We start from the raw sequence: 25,577 nt of genomic DNA on the forward strand, positions 1-25,577 counted from the left end.
TCCTCTACGTTCCGGCTGGCTCCCTCGTCGAAACAGAGGGATTGCAACAATTGCGTGGCTCACTATAGTCCCTTACGGTTCTACAATATGGAACCATTTCATTATTCCGGATAGAACCACTTGGACACCGTGATCTTGTCGGACTGGCTTGTCGCGCGGCTCGACCGCGCGGCCGCCGAACCGGTCTACAGGCAGACGCTGCGGCTGATGCAGCAAGCCATCCTGACCGGCCAACTGCCGCCCGGCACCAAGCTGCCGAGCTCGCGCACGCTTGCCGCGGACCTCGGCATCGCGCGCAATACGGTGCTGCACGTCTACGACCAGTTGACCGCCGAAGGCTATGTGATCTCGACCACCGGCAGCGGCACCTATGTCGCCGACACGCGGCCCGACAGCGCCGCGGTGAATGCGCGCAAGAAGCCGGTGGCGAGTGTCGGCCCGGAGGGCAATCCAGCGGCGTCTGCCGCGGCTGCGACGCCGCCCAAACGCGAGCTCGACGACCTCTCGACCCGCGGACGAAGGCTGATCGATCAGGCCGGCGTGTCAGCCAAACAATGGGGCGCGTTCATGCCGGGTGTGCCCGACGTCGCCGAATTTCCGGCGCGCACGTGGAGCCGCTTGCAGGCAAGGTTGTGGAAAGAAGCCAATCCCGATCTGCTGACCTATGCGCCCGGCGGCGGCTACCGGCCGTTGCGGCGAGCGCTATCGGATTACCTGCGGGTCGCGCGCTCGGTCAATTGCACGCCGGACCAGATCATCATCACGACCGGCATTCATCAGTCGATCGATCTGGCGGTGCGTTTGCTGACCGATGTCGGCGATCGCGCGTGGGTCGAAGAACCGTGCTATTGGGGCGCGCGCAGCGTGCTGCAATCGTCGGGGATTACGCTAGTACCGGTGCCGGTCGACGACGAAGGGCTCAACCCGCGCGAGCAGGATCTGCAACAGCCGCCGCGTCTGGCGTTGGTCACGCCGTCGCATCAGTATCCGCTCGGCATGGTGATGAGTCTCGCGCGCCGCCGCACGCTGCTCGAATACGCGCGCCAGCACAACGTGTGGATCATCGAAGACGACTACGACAGCGAGTTCCGCTACGGCAGCCGTCCGCTGGCGTCGCTGCAAGGACTCGATGAAACCGGCCAGGTGATCTATGTCGGCAGTCTGGGGAAGATGCTGTTTCCGGGTTTGCGGATCGGCTACATGATCGCGCCGGAGCATCTGGTGGATACGTTTCGCACGGGCGTTGCCGAGTTGTATCGCGAGGGGCAGTTGATGCAGCAGGCGGTGATGACCGATTTCATCATGGACGGCCATCTCACGTCGCACGTGCGGCGCATGCGGGCGCTGTACGGCGAGCGGCGGCAGATTCTGATCGACGCGATCACCGCGCGTTTCGGCGACGAACTGCCGGTGATGGGCGACGAGGCCGGTTTGCATCTGGTGCTCGGCTTGCCCGATTATGCGAACGATCGCGCGGTAACGGCGGCCGCTTACGATGCCGGCGTGATCGTGCGGCCGCTCGCCAGTTACTACAGCAGCGAAACGCCCGCGCGGCGCGGACTGCTGCTGGGTTATGCGTGCGTGGCTAACGACAAGATCGGCCCGGCCTTCGACACGCTCGCGCGTGTGATCGAGCAGACGGCATTGAAAGCGCCAACGCGCGCCGCTTAACGCGCACGCCCTTGCAATACCAGGGGCGTGCCGGCCACAACGCATCACTTCAAGCCAAAGTCCACCCGCGTCGTCGCGCCCTTGTCCTTGATGCCGTCAGCATTCAGTTTCGGCGCGACGACAAACACGCGGCTGCTGTCGATCTTGCCTTCAAAATACTGCCGCACGCGTTGCGCCCGCTGCTGCGCGAGCTCGCGCAAGCTGGCGTCGTCGATCGGCGCGTGGGCGGCCAGCGCGCTCTTCATCTCGTCGTCCGGCAGGCCCTTGGTCAAGCCGACAAAGTTGCGCGGCTTCTTGAAGTCGGCCGCCTTGTAGGCCTTGGTCAAATACTTGTCGTATTCGTTCGGATCGACGGTGACGGTCGACAAATCCACGCTCTCGCCATTGCCCACCACATCCTTGATCTTCTGCTGCTTGACCACCCGCTCGACGTAACGGTCACGCAACCCTGGTTCGTCGACAGCCGGATCGACGCGGCCGATCAGGTCGATACGAATCGACGTCTTGTCGGCCAGGGCCTTCACGACGGTATCGAGCTTTTTCTCACCGGCATCCGAGAGTTTCGCCGAACCCGGATCGAACTCGACGTAGCCCAATTCCTCGCCACCGCCGCCGAATGCGTTGGCGATCAGCGAGAACGGCGCGGTGACGGCCTTTTGCAACAGATTCAGCACCGCATGCCAGATCAGCCCGCCGATGCTGAACTCCGGATTCGACAACGAGCCCGACACTGGAAGATTCACGTTGATTTCGCCGCGCGAGTTTTTCAGCAGCGAGATCGCGAGACGCACCGGCAGCTTGGTCGCCGTATCGTTCTCGACGTGATCGCCGAACGTGAGCTGATCGATGAACAGATGGTTGTCCGCGTTCAACTGATCGTTGTCGAGCTTGTAGTGCAGATCGACGTTCAGCTTGCCCTTGGTGATCGGATACCCGGCGTATTTCGCCGAATACGGCGTGAGGTTGGTCAGCTCGATATCGTGCGCGCTGGCAGTCAAATCGAGTGATGGCTTGGCGATCAGCGGATTGACCGTGCCGCGAATCGATATCGGACCGTTGGCCGCCAGTTTCGCGGCGACGTCGACAGGCGCCGGCGTGGTCGATTGCGTGCCGAACGCACCGACCGTACCTTGAATGCCGACCAGGTTCGCGGTGTAGTTCGGCTTGATGAAGTTGTCGGTGTAGGTCACGCGGCCCTGTTGCAGCACCAGCTGGCCGAAATGCAGCTTGACGGGGCTCTGCGGCGGCGTGGCGGCGGTCACGGTGGCCGGCGTAGCCGATGATGGCACCGGCGCGGACGCCGTCTGCGGCGTCAACCGCACCGGCTCGGCGCCGCTCTTGTCGTGCGTGAGCGACTGTGCCTCGCCGCTTTCGTGCGCGACCACGTCGCTCAGGTTCAGCTTGCCTTGCGCGTTGAGCAGCACGCGGCCATAGAACTTCGTGAACGTCACGCGTGCCGCGTCGACCGCCGTACCGCCATGCTCGTCGTAGTCGGCCTTCAAGTTGGTCAGCGCGAGCGAACCCCAGCCGGCGAACGGGTCCGATGTGGCCTTGCCGAGCATCCGCACGTCGACTAGCGCCATATCGCCGCGGTAGGTCGCTTTCAGCGCCTTCGCCTGGGTCAGCGCGAGGTCGCCGTTCGCGTTGAGCAACGCGCTCGCGATCACCGCGTTCAGCTTGCTGCCGAAGTACGGTTCGAACGCCGCCGCGTCGAGCCGGTTCGCGTTCACCTTCAACGCGACTTTGAGCGGCGTCGCCGTCACATTGCCGGTCAGGCCGAGCGTGCCTTTCTTGTTCAGCGTTGCTTGCAGATCGATCGGCAGCGGGCGGCTCAGGTCGTCGCTGATCTGCTGCACTTTGAGTTGCAGCGGCGTGACGCTCAGCTTGACCGGTTGCGGGGTGGTGTCGTCCGTGAAATTGGCGGTCGCGTCTTTCAGGTTGAGCTCGCCGATCTTGTAGTGCCATGCGGGCCCTTGCTCGTGCGCCTTCTTCACCGCGTGAATCGCCGTGCGTGGCTGCGCGGTTTGATGCGGGCCGGCAAGCGCGGCGAGGTCGATGCTGCCGTCCTTCAGACGCTGCGCATTGACCACCAGGCCGGTCGTGTCGACGCCGGCGATATCGGCGGTACGGCCCGCCACGTCGACCTGCTTGACCGTCACGCGGCCTTGCGCGAGCGAGACGACCGGCTCCTTGCTGCCACGCGCCGCGAGTTTCAGCGATTGCAGATCCAGTTGCGTGTCGGAGACCATCACCGCAGCCGGCGACTTCGACCAGTTCGCGCCGATGTCCGCCGTTGCGGACAGCGCGCCGTCGACAACTTGCGCCGCGGTTGCGGCGTCGAGATACGGTTGCAGCAGCGGCAACGGCAACGATTTCAGGTCGAGCTTCGCGCTGGCGGTCTTCGCGACAAGGCCGAATGTGCCCGCCACACCGAGCGAACCGGCACCGTCCTTGAAGGCGGTGTTCACCGTGTAATGCGCGGGCGCCGCGGCGAGCGTCGAGAAATCCGTCAACGTGACGGCCAGTTTTTGCAGGCCGAGGTCGACCGGTCGCGAGGCCGCTTCGTCGTGCACATTCACCGTGCCGTCGTTGAGCACAAAGCGTTTGACCGACAGGTCCAAAGGCGGTGCGGCTTTTTCCGTAGCGGCTGCGCCGGATGCCGTAACCGGCGCGCTCGCCTGGTTCTTCGTCGTGGCGGGCGCTTCGGGTGCAGATGCAGCCTCAGATGCAGAAGCCGCAGCCGAAGGTGCAGATGCGAACATCCGCTCGACACTCAGCACACCCGCCTTATCACGCGCAAGATCGGCGCTCGGCGCGTCGATGCGGATCTCGTCGAAGTGATACACGCTCTTTAACGGCTCGAGCGTCGCAGCGGCCACATGCAACGCGTGCGCCGCAAAGAACGGCGCCTTGCTCTGATCGCGCACGTCCACATCGCTCATATCGACGGTGCCCGCCACGCGCAGTGACGGCACGTCGTTGGAGACCACGAAGTTGAGCTTGAGATCGGTGGACAGCTTGCCGCTCTGCACGATCACCGGCAACCTGGTCGGCACGTAGGAGATCAGGCGCGGCACGTCGAGCCCGTCAAAGCGCAGCGACACTTCCGATTCGCGCGACGCCGCAAACGGCTTGGTCTTGCCGTCGATGGCGAGCGGACTGCCGTCGATCCGCGCGCGCAGCAACGGCTCGACGAAGATATTGGTTTTCGAAGGCAGCGTTGCGATAAACGGAATGCCGAGCTTCCATTGATCGATCACGTGGGTGGCGCCGAGCAGCTTGTCGTCGAAAGTGATCTGGCCGTTTTCGAGCCGGATGTTCGACACGGAGAAGAGCGTCGGTTTGCTGGCGGGCTGGGACGGCTGCTTCGCGAACTTCTCGATCAGATCGGTGAAATTGAAACGCTGCGCATCGTAGCGAACGATATGAAAGCGTGGCGAATCGAGCTGCACTTCGTCGACGATCGGTGCCGCGCGAAACAGCGAACTCCACGACGGCTGCACGATGAGACGTGAAATATCGACGAAATCGCCCGCGCCGCCACGCTCGCCGATATGCACGTTATCGGCTTCGAGCTTGAGCGTGTACGGATTGAGCGCAATGCGCCCGATCGTAGCAGGCCGGTCGAGTTGCTTGCTGAGTTGCTGTTCGGCGATGTAGCGAATCAGCGGCGGCGCCGCAAAAAAGCCCAGCAGGCCAAACACGACGAGGAAGATCAGCAGACCTGTGATGACATGCCGGGTACGGCGTGACTGCGCGACGTCGCGCACGGTCCGCATGGAAGATGCCAGTGTTGCTTTATCGAGGCTTGCCATGCTCGGTCTTGGGTAATGCGGCGGCAAGCCCGCCGCGAAAACGAAAATCCCGCAAGCCGGAGTATAAGTCGTGAACCTTGCGCGGGATAGAAATGTAAGTCCTGACTTACACAATCATCCGCGATACGGCAAACGCGTGCCCGTTGCGCCAGACAACGGACATGCGCTTGCTTATGTACCACTCATGGATGACCGTCATATCACTGACGTACAACGGCCGGCGGTTGCCAGCTGCCGTCGGTGACTTGCGGCTTCGGCGCGTACAGACGCAGCACCAGTTGCAGATCGGCGCGCGGCGCCGGCAACCAGTTGCCGCTCTTGCCGCGCGCCGGCGACACCGTCACGTCGAGCGAGCCGTCGCGATTGCGGCGCGCGCCATTGCGATCGCCGACAGCCAGACGCGCCGGCGCGCTTTCGCCAAGCGCGCCGTCCCTGGTATAAGCGGTGATCGACCAGAAGCCGCGCACCGGCGGCAACTGGTTCGGCGCGAAGTGGATCACGTAGCGGTTCCCGCCGTTGAGCGTACGACCGTCGCTGTCCTGCGTGACGACGGCGCGCACTTCGTCGTCTTTCGTGCCGATGCCCGGTTGCGCATAGGCGGCATATGCGCGCATCGAATAGTCGGGACCGTAGTTGCCCACGCCGTCGCCGAACCAGCTCCAGCCGTTGCCGGTCAGCACATTGGAAGGCGGCGTGACGACGCGCTCGCGGCCGTCGGTGAGACCTGCGGCGACCGCCTCGGTGGCGCCCGGCAGCGTCACCGGCTCGCCGGGCTTCACGCCGAGGTCGGAGAGGATTTTCAGTGCATGCGGATCGGCCGGTGTCGGCGGATTGTCCGGCAACGCCTGTGCAAGCCGGCTGAAGAAACCGTTCGCGTCTAGCGCGGCAACCTGCGCGGCCGGCGTACCGGACGCTGCCGCGGCGGCGGCATCGGCAGCGTTGCTGCGCGGCGGCGTAATCGACGCCGAGCGCGTGTCGCCGGCATAGACGCTCAGCGGCGCCACGCGGATCGCGCGTTGCAGCTTGCGCACCGCCGTCAGGTCGCGCGTGCCGTTCGACTGAATGCGCACGCTCACCCATGCGTTGCGGGTCGGCACATCGACGCGCGTGACGCCCTTGGGCAGATCGCCCTGCCAGCCCGGACCGACGAACGCAATCGTTTGCGCCTTGATGCCTGCTGCGCGCGTGGCGAACTGTGCGCCGGTCGACCAGGCCACGTTGGTCCACATGTCGAGCACGCGGGCGTCGACGTAGCGGCCATGCGAATCGGGCAACGAGACGATCACCGGCTCGGCGCCGACGTCCAGCCAACCTGTCGAATCGAGCGTGTCGAGGCCTGGCTGCGGCGGATTGGCAGCGCCGACCGGCGGCAAGGCCTGCGCATGACGCAGCCTATTGATCGGCGCCTGGCCCGGATCGGTGCCGACCGCCGCATCGCGCGCGACACCCATCAACACCAGCGGGTAGCCGAACACGTACGAATCGGCGACTTCGTCCTTGATCCAGCCGGTCGTTTTTTGCGTGGCGGACGGTGTCGACGCGCAACCGGCCAGAAATGCGAGGCCTGCGAGCGATGCGCAGGTCCAGTGAAGCGAAAACAGTTCTCGGCGATTTTTTATCATTCGTTCAGGTGGCGGAACGTGCGGTCCAGGGGATACGTCGGGATGCAGCGGAACCTGCTTGCGTGGCCTCCCCAAGCCAAGCGCGGAAAGTCAGGGGCCGCCATGCCGGCAACATCGGGTTGTATCGTATCCTTACTTACCAGGCAAGCGCAAAGGCAAGAATCGAGCTTTGTAATAAGCGCAGCGCGCGGGGTTCATTTGCGGTACGGTTGACCGTTTTTACGACGCCTCGCTTATGTTGTCCTTTGGCCGGCCGCCGTTCTCAACCATTCGCCGCCCTTTTTGCATCCGGAGCGCTTTATGTATATGCCCGCCCATTTTGAAGAGAACCGTCCAGAGGTTCTCCATCGCCTGATCGCCGACCAGCCGTTCGGCACGCTGATTACAAATGGGCCGAACGGGCTCGATGCGAACCATCTGCCGTTCGACGCGCAGCTAGTCCCCGTAGCGGGCATCGTGGACGCAGCCCCCGCTGGAACCGAAGGGGCCGCGCGCTCTTACGGCATCCTGCGCGCCCACGTCGCCCGTGCCAACCCGGTCTGGCAGGAAGTCGCCGCCAACCCGGAAGCGCTCGTGATCTTCCAGGGCCCCGCCGCCTACATCTCGCCGAACTGGTATCCGAGCAAACACGAAGCGCACCGTCAGGTGCCGACTTACAACTATATGGTGGTGCACGCGCACGGCCGGATCGTCGTACGCGACGACGAGGCTTTCGTGCGCGGCCTGGTCGCGCGGCTCACGCGCAAGATGGAAGCCGGCGAAGCGGTGCCATGGAAAATGGGCGACGCGCCGGCCGACTATCTGTCCCAGATGCTCGGCGCGATTGTCGGCCTCGAGATCGAGGTGACAAAGCTGGTCGGCAAATGGAAGCTCAGCCAGAACAAGGACGCCGCCGACCGGCGCGGTGCCGCTGAAACCTTGCTGGCGCGCACGAGCGACGAACAGCAGGCGGTCGGCCAGGCGATGCTGGGCGCGCCGCCGGCGTTCTGACCCGCGCTTGCGGCGGCATTCCCGAGTCATACAAAAGCGTCCTTGACCTTCCCATCATGGGAAGGTCAATACTGGGTTGACGATGCGGCCTGATGCCGCCACGAGCCTTGCCTACCATGACCGAACTTGCCACTCCCCAGCGTCCCTCGGACGTGCCCGCCAAAACCGCCGAACTCGACATCGGCGGGATGACCTGCGCGTCCTGCGCGATGCGCGTCGAAAAGGCGCTGGCCAAAGTGCCGGGCGTCGCGGGCGTGTCGGTGAATCTGGCAACCGAAACGGCAACCGTGAATCTTGGCGAGGCAAGTTCCGGCCCGGGTGCGCTGATCGAAGCCGTCAAGAAAGCGGGCTACGAGGCAACCTTGATCGCGCCGCCAGACGCGCCGCCGGCCGCCGACAGCGCCATCGCCGACAGCAAGCGCGACAAGGCGCACCGCGAACGCTATGCCGTGCTCGCCTCCGCCGTGCTGACGCTGCCGCTCGTCCTGCCGATGGTCGGCGAGTGGTTCGGCTTGCACGCGATGCTTTCACCGTGGCTGCAACTTGCGCTCGCATCCATCGTGCAATTCGTCTTCGGCGCGCGCTTCTATCAGGCGGCCTATCGTGCCGTGCGGGCCGGCGCCGGGAACATGGACTTGCTGGTGGCACTCGGCACGTCGGCGGCTTACGGGATCAGCGTCTACCAACTGGCGAGCCATCCGGGCGACGTGATGCATCTGTATTTCGAAGCGTCGGCGGTGGTGATCACGCTGGTGCGCTTCGGCAAATGGCTCGAAGCGCGCGCCAAGCGCCAGACCACCGATGCGATCCGCGCGCTCAACGCGCTGCGCCCTGACCGCGCGCGGGTTCGCATCGGCGCGGACGAACGCGAGGTGCCGCTCGCGCAAGTGCGGGTCGGCACGGTGGTGATCGTGCGGCCGGGCGAGCGCGTGCCGGTCGACGGCGCGGTGCTGGAAGGCCGCACGCATATCGACGAATCGCTGATTACCGGCGAGAGCCTGCCGGTGCCGAAGCAGGTGGCCGATCCGGTCACCGCCGGCTCGATCAACGGCGAAGGCGCGATCGCGGTGACGACCACCGCGATCGGCGCGGAAACGACGCTGGCGCGGATCATCCGCCTCGTCGAAAGCGCGCAGGCCGAGAAGGCGCCGATTCAGCGGCTGGTCGACCGGGTCAGCGAGATCTTCGTGCCGGCGATTCTGGCGATCGCGGCGCTGACGCTGGCGGGCTGGCTGATCGCCGGCGCGGGCGGCGAAACCGCGATCCTGAACGCAGTCGCCGTGCTGGTGATCGCCTGCCCTTGCGCGCTCGGACTGGCAACACCGGCGGCAATCATGGCCGGCACCGGTGTCGCCGCGCGGCATGGCGTGCTGATCAAGGACGCCGAGGCGCTGGAAACCGCGCATCGGGTGAATGTTGTCGCGTTCGATAAAACCGGCACGCTGACGATCGGGCAACCGTCGATGACGGCGTTCGAACCGATCGGCGGCATCGGTCGCGATGAGGCGCTGGCACTTGCCGCGGCGGTGCAGCGGCATAGCGATCATCCGTTGGCGCGGGCGGTGGTAAAGGCTTATGAGATGCGCAGCGGCGATTCGCCGACGCACGCCGAGGTCGAGCATGAGTTAGCGACGGGTGACGCGGCAGCGCCGCACAGGAGCGGCAATGACGTTCCTGGACCCAACGCAAACGAGCTTGCTATGTCCTCTGCGGTGGCGTCGGCGCCGGCCGCAAAAGCTGAGGCAACCACCGCGAGCGCCGCGCGTGCCGTCCCCGGCCGTGGCGTCGAAGCCGATATTCAAGGCCACACCCTGGCGCTCGGCAGCACGCGCTGGCTCAACGAACTGGGCATCCGGTTACCGTCGCGACTCACCGAGCGCGCGCGAGAACTGGAAGCCGCCGGCAACACGGTCTCCTGGCTGATGCAGCGCGATCCGCAAGCACCCGCCGCGCTCGCGCTGATTGCCTTCGGCGACACCGTCAAACCGACCGCGCGCGCCGCCATCGAGCGACTCGCGCGGATGGGCGTCAAAAGCGTGCTCGTCACCGGCGACAACCATGGCAGCGCAGCGAGCGTTGCCAAGGCGCTCGGCATCGATGAATTCCACGCCGAAGTGCTGCCGGAGGACAAGGCCCGCGTGATCCTCGATCTGAAATTCCGCAGCGCCGGAATCGTCGCGATGGCGGGCGACGGCATCAACGACGCCCCCGCGCTCGCCGCCGCCGACATCGGCATCGCGATGGCGACCGGCACCGACGTCGCGATGCACGCAGCCGGCATCACGCTGATGCGCGGCGATCCGGCGCTGGTGGCCGACGCCATCGACATCTCGCGCAAGACCTGGCGCAAGATCCAGCAGAACCTGTTCTGGGCGTTCGTTTATAACCTGATCGGCATTCCGCTTGCCGCCTTCGGCCTGTTGAATCCGATGCTGGCCGGCGCGGCGATGGCGTTTTCGAGCGTCAGCGTCGTCACCAATGCGCTGCTGCTGCGCACCTGGCGCGGCGCGCCGGGGCGCTGAGCGCCGGAGCACGCCGTGATTCTTGATTACGCGGTGCTTTCAATAAGCTAAAGAAAATCGGCCTCGCGGTCGTAAACAGGACTTCGATGGCGGCCATGCCCAAGCGTGGCCTGCGCATCACCCTTCCTCTTTACTCCGCAATCGCCGATGGAACTTCTCTCTTTGCGCCGCGCCAGCGTGGGCGCCAGGCTGGCAATGCTTTCCTGCGCGCTTGTGGCGCTGATTTTCGCCGCCTTTACGTGGGGGCTTACTCGCGCCGCGGGCACGCAGATCAGCGATCAGGTGCTTGAACGCATCGCCGATAAAGACCGTTCGATCGCCGCAATGATCACGCTGTTCGACAAAGCGTTATCGACGGAAGTCGATCGCTCGATGTCGCTGTTCGCGAGCTTCCTGCCCAACGGCTATACGCTCGACGAAACCCAGAAGGTCGACATCACCGGACTCGCCACGCCGGCCATCAAGGCCGGCGACAAGGTCCTGAACATGGACTTCTCGATCCCCGATCAGTTTCTCGAACGCAGCGGCGCGGTGGCCACCGTGTTCGCGCGCAGCGGTGACGACTTCGTGCGCGTGACGACATCGCTTAAAAAACAGGACGGCTCGCGCGCGATCGGCACGCTGCTCGACCGCAAGGCGCCGGCGTACGCGCTGCTCGTCGCGAACAAATCCTATACAGGGCTTGCCGCGCTCTTCGGCAAGCGTTTGATCACGCAATACCGACCGATTACCGATGCGAGCGGCCGGGTGATCGGCGCGCTGTTTGTCGGCGTGAACGTGGACAGCGAGATTCAGTCGGTCGAAGACGGCATTCGCCAACTGAAGATCGGCGACAGCGGCTATTACTTCGTGGTCAACGCGTCGAATGGCGCGGAGCGCGGCAAGCTGATCGTGCATCCGGCCGCCGCCGGCCAGATCGCCGACAACGCCAACGCGCCGTATCAGCAAATGCTGGAAATGAAACAAGGACAGCTCGAATACAGCTCGGCGGATGCGACGCTCGGCGAGCGCAATGCGCGCGACAAATACGTGTCGTTCATCACCGTGCCGGAATGGCACTGGCTGGTGGGCGGTGTCGCGCCGCGCGACGAGGTGATGGCCGACGTCACCGCTACCCGCGACCGCTTCCTGTTGATCGGTTTCGCGCTGGTCGGCGTGTTCGCGGCGGTATTCCTGATCGCGGTGCGCCGCCTCGTGAGCCGCCCGCTCGGTGAAGCCGCCAAAGCGTCCGAGCGCTTCGCCGGGGGCGACCTGAGCGTGCGCGTGGCGCAAAGCGCACATGCTCGCGCCGACGAGATCAGCCGTCTGATGCAGTCGATCGACGGCATCGGCGAAGGTCTTGCGCGCATCGTCTCGCAAGTGCGCAACGCATCGACCGACATGTCTTACGGCACCGAAAAGATTGCCGCCAGCAGCGGCGACATTGCCGCGCGCATCGCCACGCAAGCGAGCAGCCTCGAAGAAACCGCGGCCAGCATGGAGCAGATCACCTCGACCGTGCAGCAGAACGCCGACCACGCCGCACAAGCCAACGCGCTCGTCACGAACGCCGCCGACGCCGCGCTGGAAGGCGGCCGCGCCGTCGAACGCGTGGTGTCGACGATGGGCGAAATCAGCCGCTCGTCGCAGAAGATCGCCGAAATCACCTGCGTGATCGAAGGCATCGCGTTCCAGACCAATATCCTCGCGCTGAACGCCGCCGTCGAAGCGGCGCGGGCAGGGGAGCACGGCAAGGGCTTCGCGGTGGTGGCCTCGGAAGTGCGCGCGCTGGCGCAGCGCAGCGCGGCGTCGGTGAAGGAGATCGAGGGCTTGATCGCCGAATCGACAGCGACCGTCAAAAGCGGTTTCCGGATCGCCGAAGAGGCCAGCTCGACGATGCAGGGCATCGTTCACCAGGTCGGCCAGGTGCGCGCGATCATGGCCGAAATCAGCGTCGCGTCGCGCGAGCAATCGGGCGGCATCGAACAGGTCAACCTCGCCGTCACCCAGATCGGCGAGGCGACCCAGCAGAATGCGACGATCGTCGGCGAGGCGGAACACGCGGCGGCCGAGTTGCGCGATCAGGCCGCGCGTCTCGCACAGGTGGTCAGCGTGTTCAAGCTGGAAGCCGGGCGCGGCTAAGTTGCCGGTGCGGCGCGCCTCGTTTCGTCGTGGCGCGCCGCCGCGCCGTGGTCAGAACTCGACGTCCAGTTCGTCGATCTCTTCCACTTCCTGCTGGGCGTCGGCAATCCATTCCTGCATTTCGGGCAGCGCCATGATGCGCTGTCCATATTCGACGATCTCCGGATCGAGCTTGACGTCGTAGGTGACGAAACGCGTCACCACCGGCGCGTACATCGCATCGGCCGCCGTGCGCTCGCCGAACAGAAACGGGCCGCCGTACTGCTTCAGGCACTCGCTCCAGATCGTTACGATGCGGTCGATATCCGATTGCGCACGCGCCCATACCTTGAAGCCGGGAAAATGCGCCTTGAGGTTCATCGGCAACGCCGAGCGCAGCGAACTGAAACCCGAATGCATCTCGCCGCAGATCGAGCGGCAGTGTGCCCGGGCGCGGATGTCCCTGGGCAACAGCGCCGCCTCCGGCTTCAGTTCGTTCAGGTATTCGGCAATCGCCAGCGTGTCCCAGATCTTGATGCCGTCGTGAAAGAGGCACGGCACCAGAATCGACGGCGACAGCAGCAACAATTCGGCGCGAGCGGCGGGATCGTCGATCGGCATCACGATCTCGTCGAAAGGCAGGCCGCTGAACCTGGTCAGCAACCAGCCGCGCAGCGACCACGACGAATAATTCTTGCTGCTGATGGTGAGCGTGGTATTCGTCATACGTTCCTCCTGATGAGGCGTTCGCGCGACGCCTGACGATGCGCATGCACGCTGCCGTGCGTCGGCGCACCAAAGCACGGCAATTCCGGCCCGCTTCAGCGACTGGTGCAAATGCTATGCCAACGTACACTTAGCATAAGGCAGTGAATGTGCATGACTGGCACATGACTTGCCTCTATTCGACTTCCTTCCTTTCTAGCATTCGTGCGAAGGTTATGAACCTGTTCGCATATCCCACATACCAGGCATTTGCCGACATGATGCTGCCGATGCGGCACGGCGCGGCTCTGGTCAATCATTCGCTGAACGCATGGCCTGCGTTCGGCGAAACGCCGCACGGCCGCTCGATACGCGCGGCCTGCGATCTTTTGACACTCGCCGGACTCACGCCCGTTAGACCGCCGTTCAGTATTGAACGTGTTGTGACGGAAGGCAAACCGGTGGCGATCGTCGAGGAAGTCGTCGCGCACACGCCATTCTGTTCGCTGTTGCATTTCCGTAAGGACACCACGCTTTCCACTCCGCAGCCGCGCGTGCTGGTGATCGCGCCGATGTCCGGCCACTTCGCGACGCTGCTGCGCGGCACCGTGCACACGATGCTGGCCGAGCACGATGTCTACATCACCGATTGGCACAACCCGCGTGATGTGCCGCTCAGCCAGGGCCGTTTCGGTTTCGCCGAATTCGTGCAGCACGTGATCGATTCCATCGAAACGATCGGACCGGGCGCGCATGTACTGGCCGTGTGTCAGCCGACGGTCGCCGCGCTCGCCGCCGTCGCGCTGATGGCCGCCGACGATCACCCCGCGCAGCCCGCCAGCATGACGCTGATGGCCGGCCCGATCGACACGCGCATCAATCCGACACGCGTCAACGAACTGGCGAAGAGCAAGCCGATCGAATGGTTCGAGCAGAATCTGATCAGCGCGGTACCGTTCGGTTTTGCGGGCGCGCACCGTCGCGTGTATCCGGGCTTCGTGCAGCTCACGGCGTTCATGTCGATGAATCTCGGCCGCCATCTCGACTCGTTCGAGACCATGTATTACGAGCGCGCCAAGGGCGATCCGGCGAAGGCCGACACGATTCGCACCTTCTATGAAGAATACTTCGCGACGATGGATCTGACCGCCGATTTCTATCTGGAGACCGTCGATACGGTTTTTCAGCGGCACGCGCTGCCGTTGCATGAACTCGAAGTGGACGGACGCAAGGTCGAACCGTCGAAGATCAGGCGTACCGCGCTGCTCACCGTCGAAGGCGAAAAAGACGATATCTGCGCGGTGGGACAGACGCTCGCCGCGCAGGATATGTGCGACAAGTTACGGCCGTATCTGAAGACGCATCATGTGCAAACCGGTGTGGGGCACTATGGCGTGTTCAATGGACACCGCTGGGAGCGGCAGATTTATCCGCGCGTGCGCGCTGTCATTTACGACAACGAACCGCGCGCCGTGGTGGTCAGTTCGCGCGCGGGCACGATTCAGCCCGTGCCCGCGGCGACGGCCGCCGAGGTGACCCCGGCGGCGCCGGCGGCAACAGCGGTGGTGGACGTCGACGTGGACGCCGCGGTGGCTGCCGTGTCGAATGGCGCCGCCGCGAAACCGCAAGCGGCGCGATCGGTGCGGCGACGGCCGCCGGCGGAGCAATGAGCTGTTTCTTCTAAAGGCCGTTACACGTTACACGAGAGCCGCCGCGACCGCGGCGCCTCTACTCCGGCTCTACTCCTCTACTCCGTTCAAGCCGCGACGCTCTTCCAGGGCGTCACCGCGGGCACGTCGCACGGACCTTCAACTTCGATCGATTTGAAATCGGCCGGCGACACGATCTCGATGTACTCCATATCTTCCGAGTAATCGAACAGATAATGGACGATGCCCGGCGCCTGATGCACGCAATCGCCGGCGGCAACGAGTGTTTCCTTGTCGCCGTACATGAAGCGAGCCCAGCCCTTCAGCATGATCACAATGTGGAAATCGGCCTCATGACGGTGCCAGCCGGTGCCTTGCTCTGGTGCGTGATTCGCCTTGACGAGCTGCGCGAGCACCTTGCCGCCGGTCGCTTGGGCGATGCCTAAATCGCGGTAGAGAAAAAAGTCGCGTAAGCCCTGATCCACGTAGGACGTGTCTTGCGGACGGACATGCGAGAACTGCGTAGCGAATTCGGTAGACATGATCGCGCTCCTGGAGAGTGAGCCGGTACTTGAAAACGACGCGTGGGAGTGTCGCAAGCATCAAGCGGGCCAGTTTCCGGGCCCTGGCTTTCCGCGAACGCGATGCGGTTCATGCCGCGCCGCGCCGGGCGACGCGGTTCGAACGCTTGAAGTTTATCTCGTCGGGCGGAACATCTGGAACATCGCGCTGACTTCAGCATAGTCCGCGCGGTAGCCGGCGCGCATGATAGGCTGCGCGGCGCGCGTGTCGAACAGACCGTCCTTCAGATACGCTTCGTTGATGTGCACGCCGACCACCTGGCCAAGCGACAGATAGTTGTCCATCGGCGTGCCGTCGAGCGTATGCAAACGTACCACTTGCAGCAGCTTGCACTCGAGCGCGGCCGGCGACTCCGCGACATGCGGCACCGCTACGTTGCGGCCCGGCGCCGGCGTGAGACCCGCGAGTTCGAATTCGTCGACGTGAGGCGCGACCGGCGCCGACGAGCGGTTCATCTGCTCGGCGAGCGGTTTGCTCGCGAGGTTCCACACGAACTCGCCGGTGGCTTCGATGTTCGCGACGCGGTCCTTACGACCCTCGCTGCAAAACCCTATGATCGGCGGAAACGAGGCGAACGCGCCGAAGAAGCTGTATGGCGCGAGATTCAGCGTGCCTTCGGTGTCGCGCGACGAAATCCAGCCGATCAGCCGTGGCGCGACGATTGCCTTGAACGGGTCATGCGGGAGACCGTGGCCGGCGGCGGGGTCGTAGAAGTAGTGGGACATGGTTGATGAGGTTGGATATGGTGGGTCGGGAAAGGTGGTTATACCGCAGTCGCGTGGGCGCCGCCTGGGGGTGAGCAGCCACGTTGTTGGTGGTTTCCAACGCCGAATGTAACGAAGCCGGTCTTCCGTGAGGAAAAACCGGCTTCGTGGACTTCACGCCGCCTCGAGCGGCGCCGTCATCCGCGCATTAGTAACGCTGGGGCGGCGGGCGATGATCGTCTTGCTCGTGGTCATGGTGACGCGGATCGTCGCCGTGCGGATGATGACGCATCCATTCATCATGTTCCCAGTAGCGATGGCCGTCGTAATAACGATCGCCATGCCAGCCGATATTGACCGAGACGTCCACCGGCATCACGTGCGGCTGACCGTAAGCTGCGGGTCTCGGGCCAGTTTCGACGACAACCCGCTCCTGGGCGAAAGCGCTGCCCGCGGCGAGCAAAGCGCCACCGGCCAGCAAGGTTGCGAGAGTCGAACGCGATGTCTTGTTCAAGGTTTTCATAGAGACCTCCCATGCAAAAGTTTTGTGTCGTGCTAGCGTCCGTGTCCGGTCGGCCTTGGACTGCGATTTCAGGTTCAGACCAGACGCCGCACGCTTGAGACAAACTTTAGCGACGCAAACCGCGTGAAGACGTGAGCACTTGTAAGCATACATTTCATACACGGGGAGCGATGGACAGCGCGCTTTTTTGCGCTCGCCGCCCTTCTACAACGTCATGCGCGCCGCAATGGCAGCGCGGCGCAGCGGCGCCATGTCAGGCGCCGTTACATTCATTTCGGCTGGGAAATATTCAGACAGATGAGACATTCGTCGAAACATTCGCGAATATGTCGTCAGAAAAACAAAAGCCACGGCACGCGTTTCGCGGGCAGTGGCTTCAACGAGGCGAGGCGCACCCCGAGGTGCGCACCTATGCGCGGTGATCCGCGCTCAGGCCGTACAAGTGGCTGTTTAGTCGGTCAGCTTGATGCCGAACAACGTAGCCTGCGCTTGGCGCACACGCTGTGCTTCGCGGCTGCGCGCTTCGTACGAGTAATCCGAATCCAGCGGCAGATGGGGCGACGCAAAGAGGTCGCTGACCTTTTGGAACAGTGCAAAAATGAAGCTCATGGCGACTCCCGGTTGGTTGCTGCAATTTACTAGGGTTTTCCCTTAAGAAGAATTATAGGGTTTTTCCCTAGGCAAAAGCTAGTGCAATGCAGCAATTTTTTGGATGAGGTGCGTCGTTGCAGGCTTTATGTCGATGGTGCGTTGCATCATGACAACGACCCTGTTTCTTTCATTTTCAGGGTCAAAACTGGGCCGCCTATTGGAGCGGGGTGGACTGCGGCTTCCTGATTCGCGCCGGCTTCGCGCTGATCGTACCTTTGCGCGGGTTGACCACGGCACCTTACGGCATCTATTCGGCGAAACGTGGGGAGCGGAAGAAGCGCCGGCCGGGCGGGTGGCGGCAGAATGAGTCGCCGCAACCGGCTGACGCCGGTGCGGCGATCACTGAAAATCAGTGCGAATTGGCTGCTTGTGGCTTGTGCGCGTGCGGTGTTCGCGCGCCGCGCTTGCCACGGGACGGACTGGCGGCGACTTGCTGAGTGGCGGCCGGCGACGAGGCGGCAGCGGCATTGGCAGCCGCCGCGTTGGCCATCGCCATGCGGGTGTCGAGCAGGCTGGCCATGGCCGCTTGCTGGTTTTGCATCATCTGTTCGATACGGTGCTGCTGGGCCGTGGTCTCACGCGTCAGACGCATCAGCAGCACCGTCTGCGTGATACCGATCGCAACCGTGACCAGCAACGCGCCGACCACGATCGACAGCATCCATTTCATGCGGCGTGAATGGTCAGTCGCGGCGCGGCGTTGGTCGGCGATCACGCCATACAGCGCATCGACGGTATCGGCGAAGGCGGTTGCGCGCGCGCGGTCGAGTTCAGGCGTGACACGCAATGCCGCCGCAGCCGCTTCGGCGCGCTGGGCCGCCATGAACTGCGCGCCGAACGCGGCGTTGGCCTGTGCCGGCATATTGCCCGGCAACCGGCCGTCGGACTTCGGCTCGGCGGCTGCCACAGCGCCGCTTTCAGGCGAAGTGCGCTCCGTTGTGGCATGAGCGGCTTCGACCGCAGCCGTGTCGCGCGAAGCCGTCGTCGCCTTGGCGAAAGTCGCCGCAAAGCGCTGCGGCGGCACGGATGGTTTGCCACCGGCCGTGGTCGAGGAACCCGTATCCGCCGATGCACCCGGCTCGCCCGCTTGACGCAGCGCGGTCACACTGCGCGCCACGGTCGCCGCTGCGATCGCGGACGTGAGCGGCGCTGCTGCGGGTTTTTCTTCGACAGCGGCCTCGGCGGCCGGCTTCGCTTCGTCAAAAGCCAATTCGTCCAGCGGCAAGGTCGCCTCAGCCTGCGCCGTCAGTCCGCTCAACGCTGCGTCGACCGGCGCCGGTTCATCGGACTTCGCGGCGCGAGGCGCGCGGCGCGCCGCTTTCGCGTCCGACGGCGTGTCGGCATCGATCGCGCCGACCGCCGCCAGCACCACATCGGGTAATTCGAAACCATGCAGCGTGCCTTGCCGGACGTCGATGTTCATCGCTTCGAGCGTGGCGCGGGTGGGGTCGTCAGGGAACAGGTCGAGCGTACTATCGTCGCGCGAGGCGTCGCTCAGTTGCGCGAGGCGTTGTGCCGAGCGCGCGGCGCGCGCCAGCTTGTTTTCGGTTTCGGTCGAGACAGTGGCCTGGCGCCGTTTCTTTGAAGCGGCGCGCGGAAGCCGGGACTGAGTGGATGCTGCGGAATCTGCCATAGAGAAAAAAGCGGTCGTCGCCAAAAAGCGGGCGCCGAGCACCGCTCGTCAATACCATTGGAATTTTTCGAGACCGCATTGTCGCATGGCCGCATGCACCTGCCGAAGCCATTCGCCGACGATCTGCCAATTTTAAGACGGCTCCCCGTCTGGCCGGAACGGCTTGACGCCGGGCAGTTGACGCAAGCGTTCGAAAGTCGCTTCGGATTCAATGCCTGGCACCACCTGAGCAACCATCCGCGACGGATCGAGTACGACATGTCGGCCGGCCGACACTGCGGCGAACCCATATGCCGCCATGTCATGAATGGCGAGGGTCGAGCCGGCACGATTCGAAGCGTATTGCGCTCCCGCGCCAGCGTGCCAGCGGCACGTGTTTGCTTTATGCTTGGCCGCACGCCGAGCGGCCTGAATCACTGGGCGTTTCGAATGACCGCGTTTGACGAACTGAACTATGCAAAGCATGAACCCTTCCGCCGCTTCGACGATCTCCCTGGCTGCCACGCTGCGCGATCACTTCGCCCGCGTGGTGCTGCCCCTGTGGCGCGGGCCGGGTTTCAACACTGAGTTGAAGCTGCCGTACGAAGCGGTCAGCGCTGACAATCATCAGCCGCTTCCCGCTGCACGCTACCGCGCGATGGCTTGCGCGCGGCAATTGTTCGTGTTCTCGCAAGCCGGCGATGCGGCGCACGCGCAGGTGCTGTTCGACGCGCTGACGCACACGTTTCAGGACACGCGCAACGGCGGGTGGATTTACAGCGTGGATGCGCAAGGCGCGCCGCTCGACACCACCAAAGATTTATACACCCACGCGTTCGTCGTGTTCGCGTGCGCGGAATATGGCCGCCGTTCCGGCAACCGCGACGCGCTGGAAGTCATGCATCGCACGTCGGCGCTGATTCAGTCGCGTTTTGCGGCCGACGGCGATCTTTTCAACGCCGCGTTGGACGCCGACTTCACTGCCGTGACCGGCACACCGATCCAGAATCCGCTGATGCATCTGACCGAGGCCTGGCTGGCGGCCCGCGAAGCGACACACGATACCGCCTTCGACGCGGCGTTGAGCCGCCTCGCAGGCGCCGTCGCGCGACATTTCGTGCATGCGCCGACCGGCTGCGTCGCCGAGTTGCCGCTGGGCGCCGACGACAACCGTCTGGAACCGGGGCATCAGTTCGAATGGTTCTGGCTGGTGAAACGCGGGGGCGCTCTGTTTGAGGCCTCGGGTCTCGACGACGTACTGACGCGCGCGTTCAGCTTTGCGCAGCGGTACGGCGTGGATAAAGACACCGGCGGCGTTTGCGCGTCGCTCGACGAAACCGGCCGGATCAAGGACGCCACCCAGCGGATCTGGGCGCAGACCGAATATCTGCGCGCGCTCGCGAGCCACGACGACCCCGCTGCGCTCGCCGCGCTGCCGGGCCAGATAGAACGTTTCCAGCAGCGCTTTCTGCGTCCGCAAGGCTGGTTCGAATGCAAGACATCGGCGGGTCCTGTGGTGCGGGACGACATGCCGTCGACCACGCCCTATCACCTTGCAACGGCTTACGAGGCGCTGCCGGGCTGAGCCGGGCGCCGTCAATGAAGCGGACGCGGCCGGTTTAGCCGACCGGCCGGTCGATCAATATGCTTCGCGCTGCCAGGGTCCCCAAGCGGCGTTGGCCGTTTTAAATCGCGTAAAGGTCGCGCTTTTTCCGGTAGGGGTGTCCGACGTGTCGCCGAGCGGCTTCTGATCGGTGGTGTGAAGGGCGAAAGCCTGGTGATCTTCGGTGTCGACGGTAATTCGGCCGATCGGATCCAGGGCGCCCTCTTGAGGTGATTTAGACTCCAATATCGCGAGATAGGGGGTCAAACGACTCCAGAACGACGTAAGTTCTTCTTGCAAATAATGTGTCAATGTTTTTCCTGGAAGAGTAATACAACCAGTTTACCCTACCGGGCGGGGCACCCCTTCAAAATGCCTCGAAGGGCTCAAAACGGGGCTATCGGGGGAATACCCGAATACTTGTTGATTGGCGTCGATCATAAAGACGTGATACAACTCGTCCTTCGCGCTCGATCTCGTGTTGAGAAATAGCGGTCGCGAATGCAACACACAACATTTACTGGATTAAAAATGGCAACAGGTACTGTGAAGTGGTTTAACGATGCAAAGGGCTTTGGCTTCATCACGCCGGACGACGGTGGCGAAGACCTGTTCGCTCACTTTTCGGAAGTTCAAGGTAGCGGCTTCAAGTCGCTGCAAGAAAACCAGAAGGTGACGTTCGAAGTTAAGCAAGGCCCGAAGGGCAAGCAGGCTGCGAACATCCAGCCGGCCTAAGTACCCTCGGGTACGCCTGGCACCCTTAGGCGCTTGCGTCTAAAGCAAAATGGCCCGCGCGAGCGGGCCATTTTCATTGGCAAACGCCTTTTTTCCAGGCGCTCGCACGGCTTAAATCGCCCGCGCTTCCGACAGCGAAAACGCCTCCGACCGGCCGCGCATGTCATCAATGTGTTGCGTGCGCAACACACTTTCCGAAATTTCGAACACGGATACGGCCTGCTTAAGTTGTTGCGTCTGCTGATGCAGCGAAGCTGCCGCTGCCGCCGCCTCTTCGACGAGCGCCGCATTCTGCTGCGTCATCTCATCCATCTGCACCACGGCCTGATTGACCTGTTCGATGCCCGTGCTCTGCTCGAGCGACGACGCGCTGATCTCGGCCATCATCTGCGTGACGCGTGAAATCGATGCCGAAACGTTGCTCATGGCTTCGCCGGCATGCTCGACCAGCATCGATCCGCCCTGAATCTCGGCGACCGATTCGCTGATCAAGGTCTTGATTTCCTTGGCCGACTGCGCGCTGCGCTGGGCCAGCCCCCGCACCTCGCCCGCCACCACCGCGAAGCCGCGGCCCTGTTCGCCCGCGCGGGCCGCTTCGACAGCCGCGTTCAACGCGAGAATATTGGTCTGGAACGCGATGCCGTCGATCACCGAAATGATCTCGGCGATCTTGTCCGAGCTTTGCGCGATGCCGCGCATCTTCACGACCACTTCGTTGACCACTTCGCTGCCGCGCGAGGTCGCGTCGAGCGCGGTTTCGGCGAGCGCGTTGGCTTCGCGGGCGTGCTCGGCGTTCTGGCGCACGGTGGCAGTCAGCTCTTCCATGCTCGACGCGGTTTCTTCGAGCGATGCCGCCTGGTTTTCGGTGCGCGCGGACAGATCGGCGTTGCCGGTGGCGATTTCGTCGGCGCCCAAGTGGATCGAGTCGGCGGATTCGCGCACGGTCTGCACGGTGCGCGCGACGCTCGCCTGCATTTTCGCGAGGCCGGAGAACAGACGCCCGATTTCATTGGTGCCGCGCGATGCGATCGGCTGGTCGAGGCGGCCCAGCGCGATGCGCTCGAAGTGACGGCCGGCTTCTTCGAGCGGCGCCACCACGCCCCGGCGCAACGTCATGTGAACCGCAAACGTGCCCACCACCAGCAACACCAGAATGGCGATGCTGACGCTGCGGAACATCGCCATGCGGGCATCGATCGAATCGAGCGACGCGCGGCTCGCCGCATCGCCGAACTGCACGAAAAGGCGCGACTCGGCGAGGTAGGCGTCCTGGAACGACTGGGTCGGCTGGTCGAGAAACGCCTGAATATTGTTCGAGTCGAGGAACTGCACCAGCTCCGCGAGCGCGTCGTGCAGCTTTTTATAGCGCTCGGCCAACGCCGTGGCACGGGCGCTGTTTTCGTCGCTGGTCTTCTGCGCGCTCATGAAAGCAGTGAATGACTGGTCGGCGCCCGTCAGCTGTTCCCGGGCGTGCTGCACGATGTCGGCCGGCTCGGCGCCGCCGCGCACCATTCGCGTACCGGCGCGCGACAGGTTGATACGGGCATCCATCAGGTGCTGTGTCGTCTCATTGACTGCATCGACCTGCTTCAACGCGATGTTCGACAGATCGCCCACGTCGTCGTGCGTGCGCGTGAGCGACCAGAACCCCAGGCCAACAGTCACAAGCTGGAACACGCAGAACGCGGCCAGGACAAACAACAGGCCGGATGCGACCTTGATCTTGCTGAACATCGTGAACACCTGAATTGCAAAAGAATGGCGGGGAGCTACCTTCGGGTTAACGGCAACGCCGGGCATGACTTGAGATCAATTTCCCCAAAAATCGCCCTACGTCCCCTTTTCATCGGCCAATTTCAAAATTGCAGGCGTTTTGCACAACAATGTGTGGCGGATTTTTCCGAATCACCTTGACGTCGTGCACACACGCTTCCTAGAGTGGGTAGGGACTGCACAACGCACGCCAGTGCAGATGCCACCGCGGGCCATGCCCGAAGGAATCAAGATGACCGACCTCCTCGACCGGGCGCGCGGCGCACTGCATGCCCAGCCGTTCAGCATGCTGCTTGGCGCCGAGTTGATGCACACGGGCACCAGCGAACTGACGCTGTCTCTGCCGATCCGCGACGAACTGCGGCAGCAGCATGGCTTCGTGCATGGCGGCGTCATCAGCTATCTCGCCGACAATGCGCTGACGTTCGCCGGCGCGTTGTCGCTGGGACCGAAGGTCGTGACCGGCGAGTACAAGATCAACTATCTGCGCCCGGCGATCAACGGCACGCTGATCGCGCGCGCCAAGGTCGTCTACGCGGGTCAGACTCAGGCGACCTGCCAATGCAACGTCTACGTGATGGACGGCAATCGCGAGAAGCTGGTTGCCGTGGCGCAAGGCACGGTCAATCGGATCAGTGACGAGCATGAACCGGCGGGTTGAACGGCCAACCGGCCGCTCGTCAAAACTCACTCCGCCGCATAAGTCTTCTGCGTCTGCTCGCCCAAGCCTTCGATACCCAGCCGGATCGTCTGCCCCGGCTTCAGATACACCGGATTCGGCTTCACACCCATGCCGACGCCCGGCGGCGTGCCGGTCGAAATCACGTCGCCCGGTTGCAGGCTCATGCACTGCGACACATACGACACCAGCTTCGCGACGCCGAACACCATCGTCTTCGTGCTGCCGTTCTGATAGCGATGGCCGTCCACTTCGAGCCACAGGCTCAGGTTCTGCGGATCCGCAACTTCATCGCGCGTGACGACCCACGGGCCGATCGGGCCGAACGTATCGAAGCCCTTGCCTTTGTCCCACGTGCCGCCGCGCTCGATCTGCCATTCGCGTTCCGACACGTCGTTGATCACGCAATAACCGGCGACGTAATCGAGCGCGTCGGCTTCGTCGACATATTTCGCCGGCTTGCCGATCACCACGCCCAGTTCGACTTCCCAGTCGGTCTTGTTCGAGCCGCGCGGAATTTCGACGTCGTCGTTCGGGCCGCTGATCGCGCTCGTCCACTTGTTGAAAATCACCGGCTCGGCCGGCACCGGCAGATTCGATTCCGCCGCGTGATCCGCATAGTTCAGCCCAATGCAGATGAACTTGCCGATCTTGCCGACGCACGGGCCGATACGCGGATTGCCTTCGACCAGCGGCAGCGAAGCCGGATCGACCGCGCGCAGTTTGGCGAGGCCTTCAACGGTCAGCGCGGCGCCGTCGATATCGGCGACCACTTTCGACAGATCGCGAATCTTGCCCTGCGTGTCGAGCAAGCCCGGCTTTTCCTGACCTTTCGACCCATAACGAAGCAGTTTCATCCTGACACGTCCTTTTTCAGTGGTATTCGGTGTGCGTCAATTCGACCAGCCGCCGTCGATCACATGCGCGTGACCGGTAGTAAACGACGACTCATCGGACGCGAGATACAGCGCCAGCGCGGCGATCTCTTCGGGCTTGCCGACACGGCCCATCGGCTGACGCGCGACAAAGGCCGCCTGCACGGCGTCGAGCGTCACGCCTTGCGCCTGAGCCTGCGCGGCGATCCGCAGTTCGAGCGACGGCGAAGCCACCGTGCCCGGGCAGATCGCGTTACAGCGTACACCACGCGTGATGAAGTCCGCAGCAACGGACTTGGTCAGACCGATCACCGCGGCTTTCGACGCGCTATACGCAAAGCGGTTAGGCACGCCCTTCACGCTCGACGCCGCCGACGACATATTGATGATCGAGCCGCCGCCCTTCTCCAGCATGGCCGGCAAGAACGCGCGGATGGTGCGGTACATCGCCTTCACATTCAGGTCGAACGCGAAGTCCCAATCTTCTTCACTACATTCGAGAATCGTGCCGGCGTGCACAAAGCCGGCGCAATTGAACAGCACGTCGATCGCGCCGAGTTCGGCGGCCAGCGCCTTGATCGCCGCGTCGTCGCGCACGTCGAGCTTGCGCGCTTCGACCGGCTTGCCGGCGAGCCCGTCGATACGGATATCGGTGGCGATCACGCGCGCGCCTTCGCGTGCGTACAGTTCCGCGGTGGCGAGACCGATGCCTTGTCCCGCCGCGGTGATCAGGGCCGTTTTGCCGGCCAGTCTTTGTGTCATCTAC

At 63.7% G+C, this 25,577-nt stretch carries 20 protein-coding genes and 1 pseudogene; 8 read left to right on the plus strand and 13 right to left on the minus strand.

The genetic code is table 11. The annotated features are described in order from the left end of the window. The first annotated feature begins 120 nt into the window (after window positions 1–120). The gene (locus SB772_RS35855; protein ID WP_410837859.1) at window positions 121–1,671 is read left to right on the plus strand and encodes a PLP-dependent aminotransferase family protein; all 1,551 of its coding nucleotides are present in this window, start codon (window positions 121–123) and stop codon (window positions 1,669–1,671) included. A 44-nt stretch (window positions 1,672–1,715) separates the two neighbouring features. On the opposite strand, the gene SB772_RS35860 is transcribed toward SB772_RS35855, so the two are convergent. Beyond that, window positions 1,716–5,486, minus strand: a complete 3,771-nt coding sequence (locus SB772_RS35860) for a DUF748 domain-containing protein (protein ID WP_410837860.1) — start codon at window positions 5,484–5,486, stop codon at window positions 1,716–1,718. Between the two features lie 200 nt (window positions 5,487–5,686). Further along, window positions 5,687–7,108, minus strand: coding sequence for a DUF1254 domain-containing protein (locus tag SB772_RS35865; protein WP_410837861.1), 1,422 nt, complete (start codon window positions 7,106–7,108; stop codon window positions 5,687–5,689). Window positions 7,109–7,408: 300 nt separating this feature from the next. On the opposite strand from SB772_RS35865, the gene SB772_RS35870 reads away from it, so the two are divergent. From SB772_RS35870 to SB772_RS35880, 3 genes are all read left to right on the plus strand, one after another. After that, window positions 7,409–8,098, plus strand: a complete 690-nt coding sequence (locus SB772_RS35870; protein WP_410837862.1) for an FMN-binding negative transcriptional regulator — start codon at window positions 7,409–7,411, stop codon at window positions 8,096–8,098. Between the two features lie 116 nt (window positions 8,099–8,214). Beyond that, complete coding sequence (locus tag SB772_RS35875) at window positions 8,215–10,620, plus strand: heavy metal translocating P-type ATPase (RefSeq protein ID WP_410837863.1); 2,406 nt, start codon at window positions 8,215–8,217, stop codon at window positions 10,618–10,620. Window positions 10,621–10,767: 147 nt separating this feature from the next. Next, window positions 10,768–12,741, plus strand: coding sequence for a Cache 3/Cache 2 fusion domain-containing protein (locus SB772_RS35880; RefSeq protein ID WP_410837864.1), 1,974 nt, complete (start codon window positions 10,768–10,770; stop codon window positions 12,739–12,741). A 51-nt stretch (window positions 12,742–12,792) separates the two neighbouring features. Here SB772_RS35880 and SB772_RS35885 read toward each other — a convergent pair whose 3' ends face one another. Next, the gene (locus SB772_RS35885) at window positions 12,793–13,446 is read right to left on the minus strand and encodes a glutathione S-transferase family protein (RefSeq protein WP_410837865.1); all 654 of its coding nucleotides are present in this window, start codon (window positions 13,444–13,446) and stop codon (window positions 12,793–12,795) included. Between the two features lie 215 nt (window positions 13,447–13,661). On the opposite strand from SB772_RS35885, the gene SB772_RS35890 reads away from it, so the two are divergent. Next, window positions 13,662–15,095, plus strand: a complete 1,434-nt coding sequence (locus SB772_RS35890) for a polyhydroxyalkanoate depolymerase (protein WP_410837866.1) — start codon at window positions 13,662–13,664, stop codon at window positions 15,093–15,095. A gap of 86 nt (window positions 15,096–15,181) precedes the next feature. On the opposite strand, the gene SB772_RS35895 is transcribed toward SB772_RS35890, so the two are convergent. The 6 genes and pseudogenes from SB772_RS35895 to SB772_RS35920 all read right to left on the minus strand — a co-directional run. After that, window positions 15,182–15,616 carry a cupin domain-containing protein gene (locus SB772_RS35895; protein WP_095422038.1) on the minus strand — a complete coding sequence of 145 codons (435 nt, stop codon included), beginning with the start codon at window positions 15,614–15,616 and terminating at the stop codon, window positions 15,182–15,184. A gap of 153 nt (window positions 15,617–15,769) precedes the next feature. Beyond that, entirely contained in the window at window positions 15,770–16,381 is a 612-nt protein-coding gene (locus tag SB772_RS35900) for a flavin reductase family protein (RefSeq protein ID WP_410837867.1), read from the minus strand. 187 nt (window positions 16,382–16,568) lie between these two features. Next, the gene (locus tag SB772_RS35905; RefSeq protein WP_410837868.1) at window positions 16,569–16,883 is read right to left on the minus strand and encodes a hypothetical protein; all 315 of its coding nucleotides are present in this window, start codon (window positions 16,881–16,883) and stop codon (window positions 16,569–16,571) included. Window positions 16,884–17,333: 450 nt separating this feature from the next. Beyond that, window positions 17,334–17,492 carry a hypothetical protein gene (locus SB772_RS35910; protein WP_410837869.1) on the minus strand — a complete coding sequence of 53 codons (159 nt, stop codon included), beginning with the start codon at window positions 17,490–17,492 and terminating at the stop codon, window positions 17,334–17,336. 391 nt (window positions 17,493–17,883) lie between these two features. Further along, window positions 17,884–19,167: a hypothetical protein gene (locus tag SB772_RS35915; RefSeq protein WP_410837870.1), complete on the minus strand. Its 1,284-nt coding sequence runs from the start codon at window positions 19,165–19,167 to the stop codon at window positions 17,884–17,886. Between the two features lie 210 nt (window positions 19,168–19,377). Continuing rightward, a pseudogene (locus SB772_RS35920) lies at window positions 19,378–19,491 on the minus strand (MgtC/SapB family protein); the annotation flags it as partial. 130 nt (window positions 19,492–19,621) lie between these two features. Between SB772_RS35920 and SB772_RS35925 the strand changes: the two are divergent. Beyond that, on the plus strand, window positions 19,622–20,731 hold the full coding sequence (locus SB772_RS35925) for an AGE family epimerase/isomerase (RefSeq protein ID WP_410837871.1): 1,110 nt from the start codon (window positions 19,622–19,624) through the stop codon (window positions 20,729–20,731). Between the two features lie 54 nt (window positions 20,732–20,785). Here the strand turns inward: SB772_RS35925 and SB772_RS35930 are convergent, their stop codons facing one another. Then, complete coding sequence (locus SB772_RS35930; protein WP_410837872.1) at window positions 20,786–21,061, minus strand: hypothetical protein; 276 nt, start codon at window positions 21,059–21,061, stop codon at window positions 20,786–20,788. A 219-nt stretch (window positions 21,062–21,280) separates the two neighbouring features. Here SB772_RS35930 and SB772_RS35935 point away from each other — a divergent pair, with 219 nt between their 5' ends. Continuing rightward, window positions 21,281–21,484, plus strand: coding sequence for a cold-shock protein (locus tag SB772_RS35935; protein ID WP_007178724.1), 204 nt, complete (start codon window positions 21,281–21,283; stop codon window positions 21,482–21,484). A gap of 111 nt (window positions 21,485–21,595) precedes the next feature. Here SB772_RS35935 and SB772_RS35940 read toward each other — a convergent pair whose 3' ends face one another. Beyond that, the gene (locus SB772_RS35940) at window positions 21,596–23,218 is read right to left on the minus strand and encodes a methyl-accepting chemotaxis protein (protein WP_410837873.1); all 1,623 of its coding nucleotides are present in this window, start codon (window positions 23,216–23,218) and stop codon (window positions 21,596–21,598) included. A 271-nt stretch (window positions 23,219–23,489) separates the two neighbouring features. On the opposite strand from SB772_RS35940, the gene SB772_RS35945 reads away from it, so the two are divergent. After that, a complete protein-coding gene (locus SB772_RS35945; RefSeq protein WP_410837874.1) occupies window positions 23,490–23,918 on the plus strand; it encodes a PaaI family thioesterase in 429 nt (142 codons plus the stop codon). Window positions 23,919–23,944: 26 nt separating this feature from the next. Here SB772_RS35945 and SB772_RS35950 read toward each other — a convergent pair whose 3' ends face one another. Further along, complete coding sequence (locus SB772_RS35950; RefSeq protein WP_410837875.1) at window positions 23,945–24,793, minus strand: ureidoglycolate lyase; 849 nt, start codon at window positions 24,791–24,793, stop codon at window positions 23,945–23,947. A gap of 36 nt (window positions 24,794–24,829) precedes the next feature. Further along, complete coding sequence (locus SB772_RS35955) at window positions 24,830–25,573, minus strand: SDR family oxidoreductase (protein ID WP_410837876.1); 744 nt, start codon at window positions 25,571–25,573, stop codon at window positions 24,830–24,832. Between the last annotated feature and the right edge of the window lie 4 nt (window positions 25,574–25,577).

The sequence above is a fragment of the Paraburkholderia sp. SIMBA_030 genome (assembly GCF_046535245.1).
Taxonomy (GTDB): domain Bacteria; phylum Pseudomonadota; class Gammaproteobacteria; order Burkholderiales; family Burkholderiaceae; genus Paraburkholderia.

Coding starts and splice junctions, on each gene's coding strand:
- SB772_RS35860 (WP_410837860.1), bottom strand. CDS start 5,486: ATGGCAAGCCTCGATAAAGCAACACTGGCATCTTCCATGCGGACCGTG.
- SB772_RS35865 (WP_410837861.1), bottom strand. CDS start 7,108: ATGATAAAAAATCGCCGAGAACTGTTTTCGCTTCACTGGACCTGCGCA.
- SB772_RS35870 (WP_410837862.1), top strand. CDS start 7,409: ATGTATATGCCCGCCCATTTTGAAGAGAACCGTCCAGAGGTTCTCCAT.
- SB772_RS35875 (WP_410837863.1), top strand. CDS start 8,215: ATGACCGAACTTGCCACTCCCCAGCGTCCCTCGGACGTGCCCGCCAAA.
- SB772_RS35880 (WP_410837864.1), top strand. CDS start 10,768: ATGGAACTTCTCTCTTTGCGCCGCGCCAGCGTGGGCGCCAGGCTGGCA.
- SB772_RS35885 (WP_410837865.1), bottom strand. CDS start 13,446: ATGACGAATACCACGCTCACCATCAGCAGCAAGAATTATTCGTCGTGG.
- SB772_RS35890 (WP_410837866.1), top strand. CDS start 13,662: ATGAACCTGTTCGCATATCCCACATACCAGGCATTTGCCGACATGATG.
- SB772_RS35895 (WP_095422038.1), bottom strand. CDS start 15,616: ATGTCTACCGAATTCGCTACGCAGTTCTCGCATGTCCGTCCGCAAGAC.
- SB772_RS35900 (WP_410837867.1), bottom strand. CDS start 16,381: ATGTCCCACTACTTCTACGACCCCGCCGCCGGCCACGGTCTCCCGCAT.
- SB772_RS35905 (WP_410837868.1), bottom strand. CDS start 16,883: ATGAAAACCTTGAACAAGACATCGCGTTCGACTCTCGCAACCTTGCTG.
- SB772_RS35910 (WP_410837869.1), bottom strand. CDS start 17,492: ATGAGCTTCATTTTTGCACTGTTCCAAAAGGTCAGCGACCTCTTTGCG.
- SB772_RS35915 (WP_410837870.1), bottom strand. CDS start 19,167: ATGGCAGATTCCGCAGCATCCACTCAGTCCCGGCTTCCGCGCGCCGCT.
- SB772_RS35925 (WP_410837871.1), top strand. CDS start 19,622: ATGCAAAGCATGAACCCTTCCGCCGCTTCGACGATCTCCCTGGCTGCC.
- SB772_RS35935 (WP_007178724.1), top strand. CDS start 21,281: ATGGCAACAGGTACTGTGAAGTGGTTTAACGATGCAAAGGGCTTTGGC.
- SB772_RS35940 (WP_410837873.1), bottom strand. CDS start 23,218: ATGTTCAGCAAGATCAAGGTCGCATCCGGCCTGTTGTTTGTCCTGGCC.
- SB772_RS35945 (WP_410837874.1), top strand. CDS start 23,490: ATGACCGACCTCCTCGACCGGGCGCGCGGCGCACTGCATGCCCAGCCG.
- SB772_RS35950 (WP_410837875.1), bottom strand. CDS start 24,793: ATGAAACTGCTTCGTTATGGGTCGAAAGGTCAGGAAAAGCCGGGCTTG.
- SB772_RS35955 (WP_410837876.1), bottom strand. CDS start 25,573: ATGACACAAAGACTGGCCGGCAAAACGGCCCTGATCACCGCGGCGGGA.